This window comes from Vreelandella glaciei, assembly GCF_013415125.1.
GTDB classification, from domain to species: domain Bacteria; phylum Pseudomonadota; class Gammaproteobacteria; order Pseudomonadales; family Halomonadaceae; genus Vreelandella; species Vreelandella glaciei.
Genome location: NZ_JACCDE010000002.1, coordinates 105,548 through 126,789, shown reverse-complemented (window position 1 = coordinate 126,789; position 21,242 = coordinate 105,548). Strand labels below are relative to the sequence as shown.

The 21,242-nt window shown below is 54.9% G+C and carries 19 protein-coding genes; 8 read left to right on the top strand and 11 right to left on the bottom strand.

The genetic code is table 11. The annotated features are described in order from the left end of the window. Positions 1-141 precede the first annotated feature (141 nt). From HZS80_RS01845 to HZS80_RS01810, 8 genes are all read left to right on the top strand, one after another. Positions 142-585 (top strand): acyl-CoA thioesterase, encoded by a 444-nt coding sequence (locus HZS80_RS01845; RefSeq protein WP_179914989.1) that lies wholly within the window; start codon positions 142-144, stop codon positions 583-585. Between the two features lie 64 nt (positions 586-649). Continuing rightward, on the top strand, positions 650-2,518 hold the full coding sequence (locus tag HZS80_RS01840; RefSeq protein ID WP_179914988.1) for a feruloyl-CoA synthase: 1,869 nt from the start codon (positions 650-652) through the stop codon (positions 2,516-2,518). A 14-nt stretch (positions 2,519-2,532) separates the two neighbouring features. Then, positions 2,533-3,303, top strand: a complete 771-nt coding sequence (locus HZS80_RS01835; RefSeq protein WP_179914987.1) for a crotonase/enoyl-CoA hydratase family protein — start codon at positions 2,533-2,535, stop codon at positions 3,301-3,303. Between the two features lie 31 nt (positions 3,304-3,334). Continuing rightward, on the top strand, positions 3,335-4,102 hold the full coding sequence (locus HZS80_RS01830; protein ID WP_179914986.1) for a 3-hydroxyacyl-CoA dehydrogenase: 768 nt from the start codon (positions 3,335-3,337) through the stop codon (positions 4,100-4,102). A 96-nt stretch (positions 4,103-4,198) separates the two neighbouring features. Beyond that, entirely contained in the window at positions 4,199-5,986 is a 1,788-nt protein-coding gene (locus tag HZS80_RS01825) for an acyl-CoA dehydrogenase (protein ID WP_179914985.1), read from the top strand. A gap of 26 nt (positions 5,987-6,012) precedes the next feature. Next, a complete protein-coding gene (locus HZS80_RS01820) occupies positions 6,013-6,762 on the top strand; it encodes an electron transfer flavoprotein subunit beta/FixA family protein (protein ID WP_179914984.1) in 750 nt (249 codons plus the stop codon). Between the two features lie 29 nt (positions 6,763-6,791). After that, entirely contained in the window at positions 6,792-7,718 is a 927-nt protein-coding gene (locus HZS80_RS01815) for an electron transfer flavoprotein subunit alpha/FixB family protein (protein WP_179914983.1), read from the top strand. Positions 7,719-8,124: 406 nt separating this feature from the next. Beyond that, entirely contained in the window at positions 8,125-8,313 is a 189-nt protein-coding gene (locus tag HZS80_RS01810; protein WP_179914982.1) for a hypothetical protein, read from the top strand. Positions 8,314-9,079: 766 nt separating this feature from the next. Here the strand turns inward: HZS80_RS01810 and HZS80_RS01800 are convergent. The 11 genes from HZS80_RS01800 to HZS80_RS01750 all read right to left on the bottom strand — a co-directional run bounded on the left by HZS80_RS01800 (position 9,080) and on the right by HZS80_RS01750 (position 21,233). After that, positions 9,080-10,255 carry a DcaP family trimeric outer membrane transporter gene (locus HZS80_RS01800; protein ID WP_179914980.1) on the bottom strand — a complete coding sequence of 392 codons (1,176 nt, stop codon included), beginning with the start codon at positions 10,253-10,255 and terminating at the stop codon, positions 9,080-9,082. A 78-nt stretch (positions 10,256-10,333) separates the two neighbouring features. Further along, positions 10,334-11,308: a PDR/VanB family oxidoreductase gene (locus HZS80_RS01795; protein ID WP_179914979.1), complete on the bottom strand. Its 975-nt coding sequence runs from the start codon at positions 11,306-11,308 to the stop codon at positions 10,334-10,336. A 29-nt stretch (positions 11,309-11,337) separates the two neighbouring features. Continuing rightward, positions 11,338-12,618, bottom strand: coding sequence for an aromatic ring-hydroxylating oxygenase subunit alpha (locus tag HZS80_RS01790; RefSeq protein ID WP_179914978.1), 1,281 nt, complete (start codon positions 12,616-12,618; stop codon positions 11,338-11,340). Between the two features lie 137 nt (positions 12,619-12,755). Next, positions 12,756-13,976 carry a Bcr/CflA family multidrug efflux MFS transporter gene (locus HZS80_RS01785; protein ID WP_179914977.1) on the bottom strand — a complete coding sequence of 407 codons (1,221 nt, stop codon included), beginning with the start codon at positions 13,974-13,976 and terminating at the stop codon, positions 12,756-12,758. 29 nt (positions 13,977-14,005) lie between these two features. Next, the gene (locus tag HZS80_RS01780; RefSeq protein WP_218927542.1) at positions 14,006-15,952 is read right to left on the bottom strand and encodes a TRAP transporter permease; all 1,947 of its coding nucleotides are present in this window, start codon (positions 15,950-15,952) and stop codon (positions 14,006-14,008) included. A 77-nt stretch (positions 15,953-16,029) separates the two neighbouring features. Further along, positions 16,030-17,187: a TAXI family TRAP transporter solute-binding subunit gene (locus tag HZS80_RS01775; RefSeq protein WP_179914975.1), complete on the bottom strand. Its 1,158-nt coding sequence runs from the start codon at positions 17,185-17,187 to the stop codon at positions 16,030-16,032. A gap of 296 nt (positions 17,188-17,483) precedes the next feature. Continuing rightward, positions 17,484-18,242: an enoyl-CoA hydratase/isomerase family protein gene (locus HZS80_RS01770; protein WP_179914974.1), complete on the bottom strand. Its 759-nt coding sequence runs from the start codon at positions 18,240-18,242 to the stop codon at positions 17,484-17,486. Continuing rightward, complete coding sequence (locus HZS80_RS01765) at positions 18,239-18,865, bottom strand: 4-carboxy-4-hydroxy-2-oxoadipate aldolase/oxaloacetate decarboxylase (RefSeq protein WP_179914973.1); 627 nt, start codon at positions 18,863-18,865, stop codon at positions 18,239-18,241. Before HZS80_RS01765 ends, HZS80_RS01770 begins: the two co-directional genes overlap by 4 nt. 12 nt (positions 18,866-18,877) lie before the next feature. Beyond that, positions 18,878-19,543: an RraA family protein gene (locus HZS80_RS01760; RefSeq protein WP_218927541.1), complete on the bottom strand. Its 666-nt coding sequence runs from the start codon at positions 19,541-19,543 to the stop codon at positions 18,878-18,880. Further along, positions 19,543-20,214 (bottom strand): RraA family protein, encoded by a 672-nt coding sequence (locus HZS80_RS01755; protein WP_179914972.1) that lies wholly within the window; start codon positions 20,212-20,214, stop codon positions 19,543-19,545. The genes HZS80_RS01760 and HZS80_RS01755 overlap by 1 nt, the downstream gene beginning before the upstream one ends. 17 nt (positions 20,215-20,231) lie before the next feature. Beyond that, the gene (locus tag HZS80_RS01750) at positions 20,232-21,233 is read right to left on the bottom strand and encodes a DODA-type extradiol aromatic ring-opening family dioxygenase (protein ID WP_179914971.1); all 1,002 of its coding nucleotides are present in this window, start codon (positions 21,231-21,233) and stop codon (positions 20,232-20,234) included. Between the last annotated feature and the right edge of the window lie 9 nt (positions 21,234-21,242).

Here is a 21,242-nt window from a genome sequence, read left to right as displayed (position 1 = left end):
AAAATAATTATGAAGAATCATGCTAAATAGGGCCGAAAAAAGCGCATGTCCGACTAAATGGGTATTGCGTGGCATGCTCCTCAAGACAATCATGTGCACTATAATTCATATCCGCAAAGCGATACATACTGGGAGACATTCGTGAAAACTCCATTCATTTATCGCCGCCCTATTCGGTGGGGTGACACTGACGCCGCCAGGATCGTATTCACAGCGCACTATTTTGACATATGCATGGAAGCAATCGAGAGTTTCTTTCACGAGATACTTGAGCTCGATTGGTTCGCTATGACTTGCAAACAGAGCACCGGCACCCCCTTCGTACATGCTGAAGTTGATTTCCACACCCCCCTAACTCCTCGTGATGTTTTGAATATCAGAGTGGATATCGAACACCAGGGAAATAGCTCCCTCAGCCTGATTCTCTACGGTAACCGGGAAGTAGAAGGCGTTGCGGCATTCACAGGTCGTTTCACTTGCTCTTTTAGCGACCTCAATAATCTAAAGTCGATTCCCATCCCCAGCGACATACGTCAACGGATCACCTGTTACCAACAACAATCATCCAAGCTTATTTCCGGGTGACGCTTTGTGCCACCTCTAACGCCGACACCCGATGCCAATAATAATCTCATTGAGAGGAGTCACCATGATTCACCCCGAAGCAAAAACAGACAAGAAGCCATTCGTTGATCCTCAAGTCAGCATGGAGACGCGTAGCGACGGCAGTATCCTATTGAATTCCGAGATCACCCTGGAAAATAACTACGCGCGTTGCGTGGGAGAATGGCTCGAATATTGGGCACAACAAACGCCTGAACAGCTCTGGTTAGCCGAGCGTGATATTAATGATCAATGGCAACGTATTTCCTATGGTGAAGCGCGTCAGCGTGTGGTCAGAATCGCCAGTTGGCTGCTGACTCAGAACTTATCTCCCGAACACCCCTTGGTGATTTTGTCTGACAATTCAATAGAGCATGCTTTGCTAATGCTCGCCGCGATGCATATTGGCGTTCCTTCCTGCTCTATCTCACCCGGCAACTCTTTAATGTCGAAAGATCACGCCAAACTCAAGGGCAATATCGAGCTGTTGAATCCTGGTGTCATCTACGCTGACCCAATTGAGAAGTTTCAAAATGCGCTAGAAGCTATCGCCAGCTTGCATGACGGCGTACTCATTGCCGGTAGCAACAGTGCGACGTTAATGGGGGCGACAGCATTCGCTGATATCGAGTCGAGCGACAACGAAAGTGGGGTTATGTCGGCTTTCTCCGCTGTCACTCCTGACACCATTGCCAAATTCCTATTTACCTCAGGTTCGGTCGGCATGCCCAAGGCCGTACCCAATAACCAGCGCATGCTGTGTTCTAACCAGAAGGCCAAGGAGCTGGTCTGGCCGATGCTCGCTGAAGAGCCCCCTGTACTTCTCGACTGGTTACCTTGGAGCCACACCTTTGGCGGTAATCATAACTTCAACCTGATCTTGCGCTGGGGTGGCACCCTCTATTTGGATGATGGCAAGCCGACGCCTGCATTGATCAAGAAGACTGTTCGCAACCTTAAAGAAATCTCCCCGACTCTTTATTTCAGTGTGCCGCGCGCCTACGACATGCTGGTCCCGCTGCTTCGTGAAGACGCTTCCCTAAGAGAGATGTTTTTTCAGCGTCTTAAACTCGTTTTCTACGCAGCCGCAGCGCTGCCTCATCACCTTTGGACGTCGTTAGAGGAAATGGCCCGGGAAACCACAGGCCAAGACATCATGGTTGTCTCTTCATGGGGGTCTACCGAAACGGCTCCTATTTGTACCGATTGTCACTTCAATGCCACCCGATCCGGCGTCATCGGCGTACCGATTCCTGGCACGTCACTGAAATTAGTGCCTTGTGCAGACAAGCTCGAGGTACGCGTCAAGGGCCCAAATATCTTCACAGGCTACTGGAAGCAACCCGAATTATCGGCTAAGGCCTTTGATGAAGAAGGCTACTACATGATCGGCGATGCCGTGGAGTTTGTGGATCCCGAACGTCCCGAGCTAGGACTACTGTTCGATGGCCGGGTCGGCGAAGACTTCAAACTGCTTACCGGTACCTGGGTACATGTGGGTGCTTTGCGCATGGCCGGACTTGAGGCGATAGCCCCCATTGGACAAGACATCGTCGTCACCGGCCATGATCTCGACGAAATTGGCTTTTTAATCTTCCCACACCCGGAGGAGTGCCACCGCCTGTGTCCAGACCTTCCAACGGATACGCCGCTCGAAACACTGGTGGCACGACCCGAGATTATTGAGCGTGTGAGCAAGGGACTGCAGACCCTGAAAACTAATGGCGGTGGCACCTCTACCTACGCAACGCGTGCCTTGCTGATGAGTGAGCCACCGTCAGCTGAGGCTGGCGAAATTACTGACAAGGGCTACATCAACCAGCGCATGGTGCTGGCACGTCGTGCTGATCTGGTGAGCGCACTCTATGCCGAGTCGCCTGATAACCGTGTCATCACCCTGAACACCCAGCCTTAAATCACGAGGACACCATGAGCGAGACACTGGTCAAGACATCGATAGATGACACTATCTATACCATCACCTTAGCGCGCCCAGCTAAACGCAATGCCGTTAGTGATCGTTTATTGTCTGCATTGGAGGAAGCGATAGCAGCAACGCCAGAAAACACAAGGGTGATCATCCTTGCCGCCGAAGGTAAACACTTCTGCGCAGGCCTTGACCTCTCCGAACACCAGCATCGTGACCCTTTCGGTGTGATGCAGCATTCGCGTGGCTGGCACCGCATCTTTGACCGCTTGCAGAACGGTGGCATTCCAGTGGTTGCCGCCTTGCAAGGCGCAGTGATTGGCGGTGGCCTGGAGTTAGCGACCGCCACCCATGTACGCATTGCTGAACCCACCACGATTTATCAGATGCCCGAAGGGCGTCACGGCATCTTTGTGGGCGGCGGTGCTTCGGTTCGCGTGGCCAATATCATCAGTCCAGGTCGTATGTGCGAGATGATGCTTACCGGACGCATCATGGAAGCCGATGAAGGACAGCGCTTGGGACTATCTCATTATGTAGTCAACGAGGGCGAGAGTCTTAATAAGGCCCATCAGTTGGCCCAACGAATTGCCGAAAATGCCCCAATGGCCAACTGGGCCATGGTGTCAGCCATCTCCCGCATCGCCGATATGAGTAGCGACGACGGCCTATTTGTTGAGTCACTGACCGCCGCTCTAACGCAAACCAGCCCAGAAGTTGTTGCGCGTATCGGCGAATTTCTTGAGCGCAAGAATCAAGGCCCTAGAAGCTAAAATTAGGTTTAGTTAAGACAGGAGTTTTGCCATGAACTGTAAAGATAATACGTTTCTGATTACCGGTGGTGCCTCTGGCTTAGGTGAAGCCACTGTCCGTGCACTACACACAGCTGGCGCTCGTGTGGTCATCGCCGATCTCAATAGCGAACGCGGCGAATCACTTGCTGCCACGCTCGGTGATAATGCAGTATTCCAGCGTACCGATGTCACCAGTGAAGCTGACGCACAAGCGGTTGTGGATAGAGCACTAAACACGTTCGGCAGCCTGCAAGGGCTTATTAACTGCGCTGGCATAGGTGACCCCGCCAAAGTAGTGGGCCGTGAGGGGCCGCAGCCACTGGAAGTTTTTTCTCGTGTCGTGCAGATCAATCTGCTAGGTACTTTCAACATGCTGCGCTTGGCTGCCGCAGCCATCGCTAAAAGTGAGCCCCAGGCCGACGGCGAGCGTGGGGTTATCATCAATACCGCCTCGGTGGCAGCCTATGACGGCCAAATCGGTCAGGCTGGCTATGCCGCGTCCAAAGGGGGCGTCGTTTCGATGACACTACCAATCGCGCGCGAACTGGCTCGTCACGGTATCCGCGTGATGACCATTGCGCCTGGCCTGTTTATGACCCCACTAATGAAAACGCTGCCCGAAGAGGTTCAGCAATCACTAGCTGCCTCAATCCCCTTTCCCAACCGCCTTGGCGAGCCAGATGAGTTTGCCCGGCTGGCTTGCCATATTGTCGGCAATACCATGCTCAACGGTGAAACCATTCGACTCGATGGCGCTATTCGCATGGCCCCACGCTAAACGTTTATTTCACCACACTGACCACGGTGGGTTACTGAATAGCCCACCCTCTCCCATTGATGAATCGGCTACCATCTTCAAGAGGAAGCCACGACCATGATCGACTATCAAGCGCCGCTACGTGACATGCAGTTCATACTCGATGAGCTCGCAGGTCTCGGCCAGATTACCGACCTTCCGCGCTGTGAGGATGCCTCTCCCGATTTGGTAGCAGCTGTGCTGGAAGAAGCCAGCAAGTTTGCATCCGGCGTCCTAGCCCCCATAAACCGTCAAGGCGACTTGCAGGGCTGCCGATTGGAAGGCGAGCAAGTAATAACACCCGACGGCTGGCAGGAGGCCTATGATCAGTTTCGTGAAGCGGGATGGATAGGCCTCTCCCTACCGCAGGAGTTCGGCGGCCAAGGCTTGCCAAAGCTTGTTTCTACGCCCGTTTGGGAAATGTGGTTCTCCACCAACATGGCGTTCGCGATGCTTCCCCAGCTTAACGTGGGGCAAACTGAAGCGCTGATGATTGCCGCCAACGATGAACAGAAGTCCACTTGGCTACATAAGGTGGTCAGCGGAGAGTGGGCGGCCACCATGAACCTCACCGAGCCTCAAGCTGGCTCGGACTTAGGCGCCACACGGATGCGCGCCGAGCCTACCGAAGATGGCAGTTACCGTCTGTTCGGCCAGAAGATTTATATCTCATACGGTGAGCACGAGCTCACCTCTAACATTGTGCACCTTGTGTTAGCAAGACTCCCCAATGCCCCCGAGGGCGTCAAGGGGTTGTCGTTGTTAATAGTGCCCAAGTTCTTGCTTGACGACGATGGCCAGCCAGCCGAGAAAAATGATATCCGCTGTATTTCCATCGAACACAAGATGGGCATCCATGGCAGCCCTACCTGTACGCTTAGTTACGGCGACAAAGAAGGAGCCTCTGGCTACTTGGTTGGTGAGCCGCACCAGGGTTTGAAAACCATGTTCATCATGATGAACGATGCACGTTTCAATGTGGGCGTACAGGGTGTTGCTATGGGTGAGCGAGCCTATCAGGCCGCATTGGACTATGCCCAGCAACGCATACAAGGTCGTAACATCGTCAATGGGGCCAGCAACCAGCCGATAATTTCCCACCCTGACGTCAAGCGCATGCTGGTATCGATGCGCGCCCGATTGATGGCTATGCGTGGCCTACTTTATACGGCAGCTAGCTGGTTTGATATTGCTAATCATCATGCTGACACCCAGGTTGCCGATAAGCACAGCCGCTATGTCGACCTTTTGATGCCAGTGGCTAAAGGGTGGTGCACCGAGGTCGGTAACGATATCTGTGATGAGGCCATACAAGTGTTCGGTGGCATGGGCTTCGTCGAAGAGACGGGAGTAGCACAACTGTTTCGTGATGCACGCATTATGACCATCTACGAAGGCACCACAGGCATTCAGGCAAACGACCTCCTAGGTCGCAAAATTCTGCGTGAAAATGGTACCACCCTGCGTGAGCTACTCTTCGATATTCGTACCACTGGCAAGGCGTTGGAACAGGTGGATGAGCTTCGCGATTTAGCTACTGACCTCGACGAGTTAACCACTCAGCTCCACATCACTACCGACTGGGTGCTTGAACAGGACCAAGCACGGATTGCCGACCTCTACGGTGGCGCGACTCCCCTCTTACACTTAATGGGTACTGTTTGCGGTGGTTGGCAGCTGACGCGGATGGCCCTGGCAGCACACGCCAAGCAGAATGCCGCTGGTGAAGACCCTGATTACCTGGCAGGCCTCATTTCATTAGCACGCTTTTATATGGCCACTTTCGCCCCCCAAGCCTACGCCCATGCCCGAGCGGTTCGTTATGGCGGGCAGGTACTGACAAATTTCCCCGAATCAGCCCTTTAACACGGACACAACCTTTAGGAGGCATGATGAAAGTACTCATCGCGGTGAAACGCGTCATCGACTACAACGTCAAAATCCGCGTTAAAGCGGATCATTCGGACGTTGATCTCACCAACGTAAAAATGGCTATGAACCCCTTCTGCGAAATTGCCGTGGAAGAAGCCGTGCGCCTGAAAGAAAAAGGCATCGCCACGGAAGTAGTGGCGGTCTCCGTTGGCCCCAAAGCCGCCCAAGAGCAACTGCGCACCGCGCTGGCGCTGGGCACAGATCGCGCTATTCATATCGAAACCGACGAGCGCGCCGAATCGCTGGCGGTCGCCAAACTGCTGGCCAAAGTGGTAGATGAAGAGCAGCCCGGTCTAGTGATTCTCGGTAAGCAAGCCATCGACACCGACAACAACCAGACCGGCCAGATGCTCGCCGCGCTGACGGGTCTGCCGCAAGGCACTTTCGCCTCAGAAGTGGCGGTGGACGGGGACAAGGTTAACGTTACCCGTGAAATTGACGGCGGCCTGCAAACCATCGCCCTCACGCTGCCTGCGATTGTCACTACCGACCTGCGCCTGAACGAGCCGCGCTACGCCAAGTTGCCGGACATCATGAAGGCCAAGAAAAAGCCGCTGGGTGTCAAAACCCCTGCCGATTATGGCGTCGAGCTGGCTTCCAAAGTCAGCCTGCTGAAAGTTGAAGCGCCAGCCGAGCGCAAGGGCGGTGTCAAGGTTGCCTCGGTAGACGAGCTAATCGACAAACTCAAAAACGAAGCCAAAGTACTTTGAACAAGGTGCTTTAAATAGGAGCTGATTCCATGAGCGTTCTGGTACTTGCGGATCTACACGAAGGCCAACTCGCTGGCGCCACTGCCCACGTTGTGGCAGCAGCCCAAGCCATTGGCGGCGATATTGACGTTCTCGTTGCCGGTGAAGGCGTTCAGGCCGCGGCCGACGCTGCTGCCAAACTCGACGGCGTAAGCAAAGTACGCGTCGCCGATAATGCCGTTTACGCCCACCAGCTCGCCGAGCCCATGGTCGCGCTACTGGTCGAGCTAGCGGGTGATTACACCCACGTACTTGCTAGCGCCTCCACCACCGGCAAAAACGTGCTGCCCCGTTTAGCGGCGCTAAAAGACGTTAGCCAGCTGTCAGACGTTATCGCCGTCGAGAGCGCCGATACTTTCAAGCGTCCGATCTATGCCGGTAATGCCATTGCCACCGTTAAAAGCGATGACGCGCTGAAAGTGATTACCGTGCGTAGCACCGGCTTTGATGCGGTCGGCACTAGCGGCAGCGCGACGATTGAACCCGTCGATGTCGTGGTAGAAAACAGCCAGTCCAGCTTTGTTAAAGAGGAGCTGGCGAAATCGGACCGCCCCGAGCTAGGCGGCGCCAAAGTGGTCATCTCCGGTGGTCGCGGCATGGGCAACGGCGAAAACTTTAAGCTGCTTGACGGTATTGCCGACAAACTGGGGGCCGCCATCGGTGCTTCCCGCGCCGCCGTCGACGCAGGCTACGTGCCCAATGATATGCAGGTCGGCCAAACCGGTAAGATCGTCGCGCCGGACCTGTACATTGCCGTGGGTATTTCCGGTGCCATCCAGCACTTGGCGGGCATGAAGGACTCCAAGGTGATCGTCGCGATCAACAAAGACGATGAAGCACCGATCTTCCAGGTGGCCGATTACGGGCTGGTCGGCGATCTGTTCGAGATCCTGCCTGAGCTTGAGAACAGGCTCTGACGAGCAACGGAATATTACCTAACGTGTTTAGGCAGGACTCACTACCCCAGTTTCTACAGAGAGCATAAAAGAAAGCGGCTGAAAGGAGTTAAAGTTTCAAGATGTTACACCAGAAACCAACACCAACAGCCGCTATCCAAACTTACTTGTAAAAGTGACCTTCTCACCACTCGCGCGTCGCCAAATTGAAGTCAACTTCTCCAGTCTCGGACAACAGTTTGCTCCTGCTACGTAGAGCCGATAAACAACATCCCCTGACGCACTGTGTAGCAGCTGGTTTCAATGACCATGAGACCTTGCGCTATACCAGGCGACACTGTGTGAATATGATACGCAGGCAGGAAAGTCCACTCTATGCCGGACAGAATACCGATCGAAGCTTGAACAGTATAATGAACCATCGCAGGTGATTGCGCTGAACGAATTCGATCAGCATAACGCCGACTACATCGTGAACATCGGCATAAACAGTCGACTGCCCAAGGAATCAGATATTCCCATTATGCTGGTGCGCAAGACCCGATGGCAGATGGGTGCGAAAGTGGAAGATATGCTCAGCTTCCAGCAAACTCCTGGAAATAACCAAGCTGGGTAGTGGCTCGTATATAAGAAGGCGAACTGGGTTATTGGGTTCCCCAGCCCCCCGGCTTATTATCATTGCTCGTTAAAACGACGGCTTCAAATTTCTTAAGAGGAGAACTGCACCGGAGGAAATGGAAAACCGAAACAAGAATCAACAACTAAGCTTTTTTCCGATCGCACGACCAATACTCGCTGGTGTCTGATCTCATTGGGCTTCGTCTATACGCTGTTCGAGCGATTACGCACTTACCTGAAGAAGTCCTCCTTCGAACGTATGAGCCAGTATAACCTTAGGCTAAAGCTTATCAAGGTGGGCCGCCGAATCAATGAAGGAAGGAGGAAAGTGCGTCTGAAAGACGGGAAGTGGTTAAAAAAGTAGGCAATCTGATACGTCATCATAACTTCCCATGCGCGGTACTCGCTGAAGTGCTATGAGAAAACCGGACTAGACGATCAGCGAACTAGGCACTTAGCTTTTCATGCCAGTGCCAACAGCTCGTATCAACAATGGGCTTCGATTATGTGCTTATGTGGCACCTATATTAGCAGATGAACCATAATATTCTGACCGTCGTAAGTCACTTCCAATATGCACCCGAACCACTGTGGATCAGAGAGCAATAACAATGCGGATAGGACGCGCCTGAAGCACTGGCTTCAGATGCATTTTTGGACGACCAAGTACCAAAAAAGCCCCAAGAGCTCTAGGGGCAAGCAGATCGGACAGCATATGAAAAGCGACTGCTGGCGGCCAACATTCAGGGAACTACCTTTATCGGTCAGAAGCGATACATCACCATGCCTTGGAGACGAACCGCATCGCCATCATCGCCGTTGGCAATTTCGCGGGTCTGACGACTAACCTCCAAGCCATAACTGACATTCTGAGTCGGCGACCAAATGTAGTTCAGATGCAGGTCAGTAAAGGTCTCGTTAGCTAGACTGGCATTGGCGACTCCTGCATCTACTGCATCATCGAGATCCGCGGTGGCATAGCCATACCCCAGATTGATATGGCCCAGTCCGGCCGCCAAACGCACGCCGGCAGTCCCACCCGTAAGCGTAATCGGCTCGACACTTCCGGTAACTGGATCCACATAGGCCGGCGCTCCGGGCGCCTCTTCCATATATCCACCGACCCCTTTTCCATGCGTTATTCCGCCTCGCAGGGTCACCGCTGGCGTGACACGATACTCGGCCTCAAGGTTGACCCCCCAACCGACGGCGCTATCATCCTGTATCCCATCATCCACCTCGAGCTGGCGCAGCAAACCCGAGGCTCCATAGCTGAGATTACCCGCCTTACCCATGTAGCGCAGGGTAAAGTCAGGCAAGGTGTCCTTGCTGGCAGCATGCTCGACGTAACCCCCGCCAGGGGTAAAGCCGCTCGCTACCGAGCCACCAAGATTGCTGGGATCCTCCAGAGCCACCGAAAAACCGCTTATGGTATAGCGCAGCTGAGCCTGGCGTGCACCCTGCGGCAAACCTGGCTGTGGTTTGAAGTCAATAATACGGTTCATGCCGTAGATAGAACCGAAGTTGCTAGTCGTCTGGCCGGCGGTAATACCGTTCCATTGGCCGTAGGCATGGCGCAGACGAAACTCCTCCCTATCGCCACTGCCACCGTAAAAGTCACCTTCAATCACAGTCTTGAAGTCCCCTCGGTCCGTCGGCGTCGAGGTGGCAAAGGCAATACGACTCTGCTTGGCGTGCAACTGGGTATGCCCAGTGATGTCGTTGCGGATATCGCCATCCAGGGGTATGGCGGAGTTGGCACCAAGCGGAGGAAGCTCGGCATCGACGTCATAAATCATATCCAGTTTGACGTATCCATAAATGCTCGCAGTGGTATCCCCCACCTCGAACTCATAGGCCTGAGCGGAAAGAGAGACCGCCAATGCCAGGGAGGAAATAGAGAATAGCGTTCCACGTTTTATATTGTTGGAGTGATTCATTATCGGTTCCTTGCTTGTTTTTTATATTTAGTAAGCCATCCTTATATAAGGATGGCTTACTTTTAGCAAAAAAAAAGGTCAAAGGTCAAGAACTAAACGCCCTCCTTTACACCCCGAGCAGCAGATCATCATGCTGGTGCTCTCCTTCTGCTGTTTTGCAGAAAGCACTAGGTCACGATGATCCGGCTCCCCCTCCAGCACCGACACCTCGCAGGTTCCGCAAATACCTTCTTGGCAAGAGTAGAGCGGCTGGTGGCCCTCCTCGATCAGCACATCGAGAATGGTCTTGCCAGCCGGCACATAGTAACTAACCCCTGCCTTGGCCAGTTCCACCGTGAACCCGCCTGAGGTATCGGCGGCCTCCTTGGCCGCAAAGTACTCGACATGCACACAGTCGTCGGGCAGCTCTGCCGTGGCCGACTCGAAGGCCTCCAGCATGGGCAGTGGACCGCAGCAGTAGAAATGCGTACCGCTCGGCGCGGCAGCCACGATGTCAGAGAAATTCAGGAAGCCCCCCGAATTTTCCTGGTCGAAGTGAAACACCACACTGCCGTGCTGGCTATCGGCACTTATCGCAGCTATCTCATTGATAAAGGCAGCATTTTTCCTTGAACGTGACGTGTAATAGAGCGTCCACTTCCTGCCTAGCTCTTCCAGGCGACGCACCATGGCGAAGAGCGGTGTGATACCGATGCCACCGGCGATCAGCACGGTATTTTCGGCTTTTTCATACAGGAAGAAGTTATTTCTCGGCCCCCCGATGGTCAGGATATCTCCCGCATCGACGCTGTTATGCATAAAATGCGAGCCGCCACGACTGTTGGCGTCGAGGTTGACAGCCACCCGATAACAGTCGCTTTCCCCCTGCGGGTTGAAAAGCGAATAACTTCGAATCAGGCCGTTGGTCAGATGCAGATCAACATGCGAACCCGCAGTAAAGGCCGGAAGTTCGCGACTCGGCGCCTCGGGGCGAAGCTCGAAGCTCAGGACGCCTTCCGCCTCATAGGTAATGGACTTGACTCTGACCTGAAATACTTCCTCTATCTGGTTCATGAAGATACCTCAATTGGTGGATAAGGTGGCTAGAGGTCGATGACCTCATCGTTGTCCAGTTTCACCCCGGTAGCCGCCTCGCAGGCCGCCTTGACATCCTCGGGTTGACCAGCATGGAAAATGAATTGGGTGAGCAGGCGCCCCCATTTTGGATGGCGCTGATATTCCTCCAGGGGCAACCCCTTGAGGAAGAAGTCACGATGATCGCTGGGCAGCCAGGTACCGCCGTCGGGAGGCGGCGTTCGCAAAACACCCTTGGGATCGCAACCCTTTTCCACGGCATCGATATCATCCAAAAGTTGGCGCCGAAGAAGGGCGATGCCACGGTCACTCGCCCCCAGGGTTTCACGTGTTCGATCGGTGATTCGCCCCTGGCCGACCCAGGCGACAATGTCTTGATTGATCACATGACTCGTGATCCAACGGCCCTGGGCATCCTGGATGGGGGCGTACCAGCTCGGCACCTTGGCCTGCTCGTAGGGCTCCCTCTCTCTCGGGATTCGAATGAAGGACCAAGTGACGCTCAGCATATTCTCGTCATCTATGGGCACTCGCCATTCAAAGTGGTCGCCAAGGAAGAAGCCGTTAGGCCACAAGCAGACTCGCCCAATTGTCCAGAGTGGGTCCTCTTCGGAAGTATCCTCACAAACGCGCTTATAGAGAAAGCCGTGTTCGAATTCCTCAAAATCCAGCTTCGTATGCGTAGGTACGTAGCTGGCATCCATATCGTGCTGCCGTCGACTCCAGTTGGCATGCGTCCATTCGAAGTGAACGGGATCTATGGAGTTTTCCTGTGCTTGCAGCCAGTTGCAGGGTACCTCCGAGAAGACGACCTGGACGAAGCCATTGGGCCAATGGAATGCTTCCCAGTCCGGCAACTCAGGTACAGGAGAGGGCCCCAGATAAGCCCAGAGCATGCCACCACCGAGTTTTACCGGGTAGGCGGTGAGTCGGATTCTGGTGCAGAGAGAAGCCGTGGGATCGACCTGCTCCTCGAAAGGCTGGTGAGTGCATTGTCCGGTCCTGTCATACTGCCAGCCATGGTAGAAGCAGCGAATTCCATGCTGCTCGACAATGCCATGGCTCAGGTCGGCTCGCCGATGGGCGCAGTGCCGATCGAGCAAACCATAATCGCCACTCTTGTCCTTATACAGAACAAGATCTTCCCCCAGGAGCCGTATCGGCTTGGTGGCTGAACGCTCTAGTTCATCAACACCAGCAACAGGATGCCAGTGACGCCGCAACACCTTTCCCATGGGCGTGTTCGGGCCAACACGCGTTAATGTTTCATTGACTTCTTGGGACAACATACAAAAGACTCCACTCGTTATTATTGTGCGCGTTATACCTGACCGCTGGAATCGTTCACCGAACCCGCCTCAAAGAGAGACCTTCATGCTTATTATCACTATCTGCAGTGACTCATATCTTGTCGAAAAGGGGTATGTCAGGCACTTTTCCGGCCGGTGGCCATGCCCTTTCTTTTCTGCACCGATACCGGAGGAGCCAGCAGCCTAAGTGCCAGATTACCGACACAGGCGACACCGAACATGGTCAGCACCATCGGCCAGATACTGGGGATTTCGAAGACAGTGACCAGCATCCCGGCTAAGGCTCCGCATGTGAATTTTATGGCACCGAGCATAGCCGCAGCCGTGGCGCTCATATGGCTGAAGTACTCGAGCACCGAGGCAATGGCGTTGGGGGTAATCAAGCCGATAACGCCGGTGAACAGCATGATCAAGGGGACTACCGTCATCAGCGATACCCAGTCGAACAGCGTCACGACGACCAGGCCGGAAGCAGCCATAAGCTGGACGCCAAGCCCCAGGTAAAGATTCTGTAGGGGGCTACGGTGGCGCAACAGATGGATGTTCAGGCGACTCGAGGCGGCGATCAGCAGCACATTGAGCCCGAACAGCAACGGATAGACTGCAGGCGATACCCCGAAGTACTCCAGATACAGGAAGGGTGACGCTGTAACGAAAGCGAACAACCCCGAGAACGACATAGCCACAGCACAGATGTACCCCATGGCCTCGCGATGTCTGAATATGCTGGCGTAATTGCGCAGCACCTGGATCCCAGATGCCCGCGGGTGATGCGGGCTGCGAGTCTCCGGCAGCCAGCGGCTCATTACCCATAGCAGGAAGGCCGCATAGGCTGCTAGAAACACGAAGATCAACCGCCAGTCCGACAGGTATAGCAGGACGCTGCCTAGCGCCGGTGCCACCAGAGGCGCCAGCATCAAGATCATTGCCATGGTCGACATCACCTTTGCCGCCTCACGGCCACTGAAGCAGTCCCGCACGATGGCCGATGAGTTGACCACACTAGCGCCCCCACCCAAGGCCTGCACGAAACGCCAAAATAGCAGCGACTCCAGACTGCTGGCCTGCAGGATCAACAGACTGGCCACCAAGAAGACCATCAATCCCGAGAACAGCAGGGGCTTGCGGCCCAGTCGGTCCGACAGCGGCCCGCAAACCAACTGGCCGATGGCGAAGCCCACCAGGAAGACGCTGATCGACAGCTCTGTACGATGGATGCTGGCACCCACTGCCGCGGCCAAATCAGGCATAGCTGGTAGGTAAGCATCGATTGCCAAAGGCGCGAGGGCGGTATTCGCCGCTACCAGTAAGGCAAGTTTTCCGGGACTCAGAGGCATGGCTTCTCTCATGATCAGGCAGTTCTATTTTAACCAGCCACAGAGCAAGGCCGCCGACGCAACAAGCTGAGCAGCGTTGCCGCGAGGATACAGCCCAAGGCTCCCACCAGAAGGGTGATTTCACCAATATCGATCAAGGGGTTGTGAGGCAGGGCGATCAGCAGGCCACCAGCGATGAACAGCGTACGTACCGGCCACTGCAACGCCCCGGAACGGGAGAAGTTGCCCAGCTTGGGCAGATAACCCTGCAGCCCGCCCGCTACGAGGAAGATCCCGATCACCGCTGACAAAATCGCCTTGATGATCTCCAGGGCACTCCCTTGAAGAAGAAGAGCAGGTTCCAACACAAAGAAGAAAGGAATGAAGTAGATGATGCTACCCAGATGCATCGACATGAAACCGGTCTTCATAGGATTGCTACCAGCGACTTTGGCAGCGGTAAAAGCACCCACCGCGACAGGCGGGGTAATGAAACTCAACATACCCCAGTAAAGAATGAACATATGTACCGCCAAGGGGCTGAGCCCTGCATCGACCAGAGCGGGAGCCAGTGCGATCGCTAAGAAGATATAGGCAGCGGTGATCGGCATGCCGATACCCAGGATGAAGCTCGTCAAGGCGCCCATTAACAACAGGATCAGCGGATCTCCGCCAGCCATGTAGAGCAGATCCGTGGCGATGGTGCCCGACAGACCGGTAATGGCGAGTCCGCCCATTATCATGCCGATGCCAGCCATCAGCCCCAGGAGTTCGGCCAGCCGTAGTCCACTAGTCTCTACAAAATCCTTTAGGTCGGCGAGGCTCCAGCGATTATTGGCCCTGAGCTGGTTGAGAGCGATCAATAGCGCGGTCGCATAGAAGGGTGCAGCCGCCTCCCGGTTTAAGTGCAGCAACATGAACACCAGTAGCGCAAACACGAAAAGGTAATGCCAGCCCGCCTTGAAAGTTTCTATGAAACTAGGCAACTCTTCCTCCTCAAGGCCTTTAAGGTTATTGCGCGCTGAATAAAAATCGATTTGAACGAAAAGCCCGAAGAAATAGAGCGCCGAGGGAATCGCCGCTGCGAGGGCAATCTGTCCATAGGGAATCTCAAGAAAGGTGGCCATGATGAAGGCTGCAGCCCCCATCACAGGCGGCATTAGCACCCCGCCTGTAGAAGCACAAGTTTCGACACCCGCCGCGTAGGTCTTTGTGAAGCCCACCTTACGCATAGCAGGAATGGAAAGCGGACCAGTCGACAGTACGTTAGTGATAACACTACCGGACATGGAGCCCATCAAGCCGCTGGAGAATATTGAAACTTTAGCAGGACCACCCCGCACCTTACCAAGCATAGAAAAGGCCAGATCGATAAAGAACTTGCCGCCACCAGTACGCTGTAGAGCAGTACCGAACAACAGGAAGCCGATCACCAGTTTGCCGAACGCCTGGGCAGGGATCCCTAGAATGCTCTCGGCGCTCAAGGCATGGTAGATAGCCACATAACTGATCGGAGTGGACATAGCTGCCATGCTGTCAGGTAAGATTTGCGCATAGAGCGGAAAAGCGGACATAAGCAGTACAACCACGAAGATTGCCCAGCCGCCACAACGCCGGGTAGCTTCAAGCGTCAGCGCCCACATCAGATAGCTCATCCATACAACGTACTCGGGTGCCGAAAACTCCCAACCTTGGTTGACCGCATTGATGGAGTTGAAGGTAAAGAAAGCGCAGCAGCCTAGGCTCACCACCGCCAGCCCCCAGTCGTACCAGGGCACTCGCTTGGTACGCTCTCCCAAGCTGGCAGGAATAGCCAGGAATACGACCGGCAACAGCATCGTCAACAATAGGTAGATATACTGCACCCCGAACATCGAGAATCCGGCATAAAAGCCAAGATTGAATATCTGGTAGATAGAAGCTAGCGTCGCCAAGATGGCAACCAACATCAGAACGCGGCGTACTAGAGGGGTACGGATGGATTGACTTTCCGTCATCGTCATGGCCTCATTGTTGAGTAGGCTGAGAGGTTCCGGCCCGGCTTAGCGCCGAACCGGCAGACGTTATTGGGCGTTTACCGTAGACCCGGGGCTAAACCGGCATCTTCCAGTGCCGTTAAGCGCTGTTCACTCCAAGTCACAGGCTGAAAGTCATTGCTGCCAATGCTGGCCATATACTGCTGCCATGCTTCACTTAACACCTCCTGACGCCGAATCAGCTCATCTTGGTGCTTCTGATACTCGTCAGTCCAGACCCCTTGTTCCTCGAAATAACGAATGACTCCTTCGTGATAGGGCATGATCCAGGTGAAGTCCTGGCTCTCTAGGTTCCAGCCTTCTGCCGATGGAGCCTGTCGATTTAGTTGGTCATAATGCTCATTGAGAAACTTGACCAAAGCATAGACCTCGTCAGCCTCCTGATTGGCCATGGTGGCCATGATGGGCAGCGCATAACCACCGCTATACCAAGGTTCTTCCTCAGAGACGGCATTGCCCTCGGTGGCGGTTATGGACCGATAAAACGGTGCCACTTCCTGGACCTGCTCCCACTTCTCTTGCTGCTTAGGGGTCTCGTTGGGTAGTTGCACCCAGGCATGCCCGCGAGGACTTGTGGTCAGTCGTTCAATCAATGGGTTGCCGGTTGAGCCCGGCATGGCATCAGCCGTTCCGTCAAGCACCGCATCGATAGCTTCGAGGGGACTACCGACCTCAACCTTTCTAACGTCATCCCAGGTAAGCCCGCCATACGCCAGCACGGCAGCGGTGGTCATGTTCATGGCATCGCCTCCGAGCACATAAACGATTTTTTTGCCCTCTAGATCGGCAGGCGTCTCGATATCGGCATCACCCGCAGCGGCCAGACCGATCGCCTGATTGCCAAAGTTGGCGGCGACCACCCGCAGAGGCTGTGGACCCCATTTCTGGGAGTTGAACAACATTACCCCTTCCTGGGCGAAGTATGCGGCGATCCCGCTCATGGTATAATCAGCCTGCCCGCTTTTAAGCGGAGTCATGCGGGCGATATCATTACGACCAGGGATAATGCGGATGTTGCTGCCTGCATGCTCTTTCAGCAAACCGCCTAGCGCGGAGGCCTGAATATAGTAGGTGGATCCTGTGTCGTAGGCCGTCCACATCGACACACGCGGAAATTCCGGTTCCGCTTGAGCGGAGAGAGGTAGGCCCAAGCCGAGGGCACACACACCGATTAGATTACGAGTTTTAAATTGCATGATACTGGTTACCTCTTGTAGTTGTTATCGACTCTGGTTGCTGCAGGCAGAACTAGACGGTATGAAGATCGCATTTTTATCAGCAACCTTTATATAAGCTTCACTTATATAAATGAAAAATACCACTCGCTTTTTATTAGACTTTAGTCTCCATTATAAATCATGAGAAACTGTACCGTACGTCTTTTAAAATACAATAAGTTATTGATTATTAATTAATTTACCCGCCCATCCATCCATCGTCGAAATCTCATAGGTTCGCGAACTGGCCGTTTCTAACTAGCTCCAGTCAAATTTTACCGTCCACTAAAACACGGGGGCCGCCGCTCCTGCAGAGCGCGCAGGCCTTCAGCCAAGTCGTTGGACTCAATACAGTGCGAAATATCTTCCTGCAGCGACGCGAGGTCCAGCCCACCCCGGGCGATCTCATTCAGGTGGCGCTTCATACCCTTCATTGCCAAGGGAGCCAACCCCACCAGCCGCTCGGCCAGTTCCTCAACCGTGTCATCCAGCTCCCGGGGCTCCTCCACCAGATGGGTAAGGAACCCAACGCGAAGCATGTCCTCAGCAGAAAGTTTCTCTGCCGCCAGGATCAATCGCTTAGCCGTGTTCAGGCCCAGACGGCTAACGTAGCGCTCCAACAGGCTACCGTAGAGATGTAGACCGAAGCGTACCGCCGGCATCGCCACCTCGGCAGATAGGCTCCCCACCCGAAAGTCACAGGCCAGGAGCAGGTCGGAGGCTCCACCATAGACTCCGCCCTGAACCGCGGCAATGGTCACCGGCCGCAAGTCCTCAAGACCCCGAGCCACCGCCTCGAAGCGACCGTCATCCCCACCCGATTCCAGGTCTTTCAGGTGATAGCCGGCGCAGAAATACTTGCCACGGGCACGAAGCACCACTACGCGTATGGCCGGATCGGCTTCGATCGTTTCGAAATGTTCCAGGAGCTGCTCCAGGTCGTCATTCCCCAGACGGTTGGCCTGTTCCGGCCGCTCCAACTGTAGATTCGCTACACCCTTTTCAACTATCAGTGACGGCAAGGTTCCACTCATGGCAAAACCCAACCATAGATCGCCAGAGTGGATTCGCCCTGCCGCAGACGCTCGAGTATGCTCGCTTCGTCATCCTCACGACATTCGGCCCGCTCCAGCACGTCGTCGACCTCCGCCTGAGGGATGGCCACAACCCCATCCCCGTCTCCCACAACAAGGTCGCCCGCCGTGACCACGACGTCACCGATCATTACCGGCTTGTTGATACAGGCCACTGCATCAAGATCCTTACCGGTCCCTTTGATGCACAGCCCACGCGAGAAAACAGGAAAGCCGAATTCGGCGAGCAAAGCGCCATCACGTGCACCGCCGTCGATGACCACACCGGCAAGCCCGCGCTCCAGCGCCGCCGTGGACATGATTTCACCCCAGTAGCCATGCTCGTAGGAGCTGTTCGTGCATATTACCAGCACATCGCCCGGCTGGGCCTCGTATATGGCACGGTGGATCCAGACATTGTCTCCACCAGGTCCATGTACCGTCACCGCCCGACCACAGACCCGAAAGTTTGGAGACACCGGCTTAATGGCGGAAGGCAAGTTACCGCGTTTGCCAAAAGCCTCATGCAGCGTTGCCGTAGGCAGCCTGGAAGCTCGACGCAACATTTCGTCACTGATTGTCATGGTGGTCTCTCCTCACTGCTCAGCAGTCTGCAGCTGGTGATAACGAAACTGGACACGTGCCTCGTCCAGGCGCATGCCACTTCGTGCCGCTTCGCGAATGCTATTCTCGGCTGCCTCGATATCCTCGGCAGTGGCCAGTACCGCCTCTTCGTGCTCTTGGGGGATTACCACTACCCCATCGGCATCCCCACGCAATAGATCTCCGGGTGCCACCCGAGCATGACCGATATTTACCGGCACATTAGTGGCCTCGACCTGGACTCGATCCTTGCCGGTACGCATCCAGTGACCACGTGCATAGACCGGATAGTCAAGTTCACGGCACAGCGCTACATCCCGACAGAAGCCGTCGATGACTGTACCGGCAATACCGCGACGGTGTGCTATCTCGGTAAGGATATCGCCCCATACAGTGGCATCGTCGCGCCCCTGATTGTCCAGTACAAGCACACTGCCAGGCGGCACATCGTCTATGTAATCTCCCACGGTACCAGGAGGGTTGCTGGCCGGGCCATACTGTAGAGTGTAGGCTCTTCCGGCCAGGCGGAAGGAGTTATCGCGCGGGGCAATCCGATAACACTGACCATTGATACCATGCTTGTCTAGCGCATCGCTCAAGGTTGCGGTGTCCAGCTTCGCCGCTCGCGACACGTTCTTGTCGTTTTTCTCGCTCATCATCACGTCTCCAGCATGTGTTCGTAACTTCCACCCATGACATCGCCGATGGGCTGATTGCCCAATATCGCCTTGGCCATTACCGCTTCCTTGCGCACAATCCTCTCGGCGGTCTCGATGACCTCTTCGATATGAGTGGCAGGAATCAGGATCACAGCACTGTTATCTGCTGCAATATAATCTCCCGCATCGACTTGGATCTCCCCCACCTGTATGGGGATATTGGTACCAACCTCAGTCACCCGTCCACGTGCCGTGCGCGAAGTGAGCGTGCGGGCAAAGACAGGGAACCCTATATCCCTAGCCTCGTCGATGTCACGAACCGGGCCATCGGCCACCACACCAGCAATACCACGCACCTTGGCACCCAATGAAAGCAATCCACCCCAGCTCCCCGCATCGAGACCAGTTCGCTGCTCAACGACGATTACATTGCCCCCGTTCCCCATTTCTATGGCGGTGCAGCACAAGTGACGGACCGGTTCTTCCGAAGACCTTCCCTGCAAGGCATTGACCTCTTCCAGCTTGACGGTGATGGCGCGTCCCGAAATGCGCCTGGCTCCCGAGAATTGGTGCAGATCCGTCACAGCACCGGGCAGTCCCAGCTTGTCCATGGCATCGGAGAGCGCGCAACAGTCAAGCCGCCGCAACCGGGTCAGGAATTCATCCGACATATTAGCCTCCCTTATATTTAGCTCGTAGGTTTCCAGCTAGCGAAGCACAAGCCCGTACCCGTCAGTGCCGGGGTACGGTACCCAGGCACATATTCTGCCCAGTCCAGTTGCAGGTCGGTAGATGCCGCTGCCACCACGATCCAGTTCCGGATCTCCGAACTGCCGGCCTTGAGACGCCGAGGATCGATCGAGGCCAGAAAGTCCAGATCGCTATTACGAAAGGCTTCAATCAGCTGATGGTCAAACTCCTCATCAACCACAAAGTGGGACAGGCCACCGGAGGCCATGATCCCCACCTTGAGATCCTTCGGGTATTCTTTGATCAGTTCGCGCAGGGCACGACCTAGTGCCACACAGCGCTTGGCCGTGGGCTGGTTGGGTGGATCGAATGTGTTCACCATGATCGGCACGACGGGCAGCCTGGCATGGGAGAGATAGCGACGGTGAGGAAAGGAGAAAGCATGCCCCTCGAACTGATCTTCATCTAGGCCGGATAGGGCAGCGATGTCGAATTCCTTGTCGGAAAGGCTGCGAATGAGCCATTCGGCGAGCTCACTGTCCACCGGATAGTGCACATCTTCATCAGGCTCCTGGCGTTGGGCCCGCGCATGGCGATACCAGCTGTCCTCTTCGCTCAAATCCTCGCGCTTGGCGTTGCGAATCGTCTCGCCATAGTAGATGGCGATCGCCGGCATGTTGGTCATCTTGAACAGCTCGGTCTGATCGTCACCAGCCACTAGCAGTACATCAAGCTTGGCATTGGCAATCCGTTCCCTGAGCTGGTTCATCGCCGCATCGGCCGCATCGAAACGTCCGGCCATCAGCTCCGGGGTCACCATTTCCTCAGAGTCGCTAGGTGCAACCGCAAGCAGCTCCTCATAGGTACGGTGGTTACCTTCGCGATCGAAGTAATGTGGGTTGCGGGGATCCACCGCCTTGAAGCCGTATTGCCAGTCTTCCTTGCGTGATGTCAGCATGATGCTGTGGGAAGTGCCGAATGCCGCTGTTAACGTTGCCATGGGCGATAC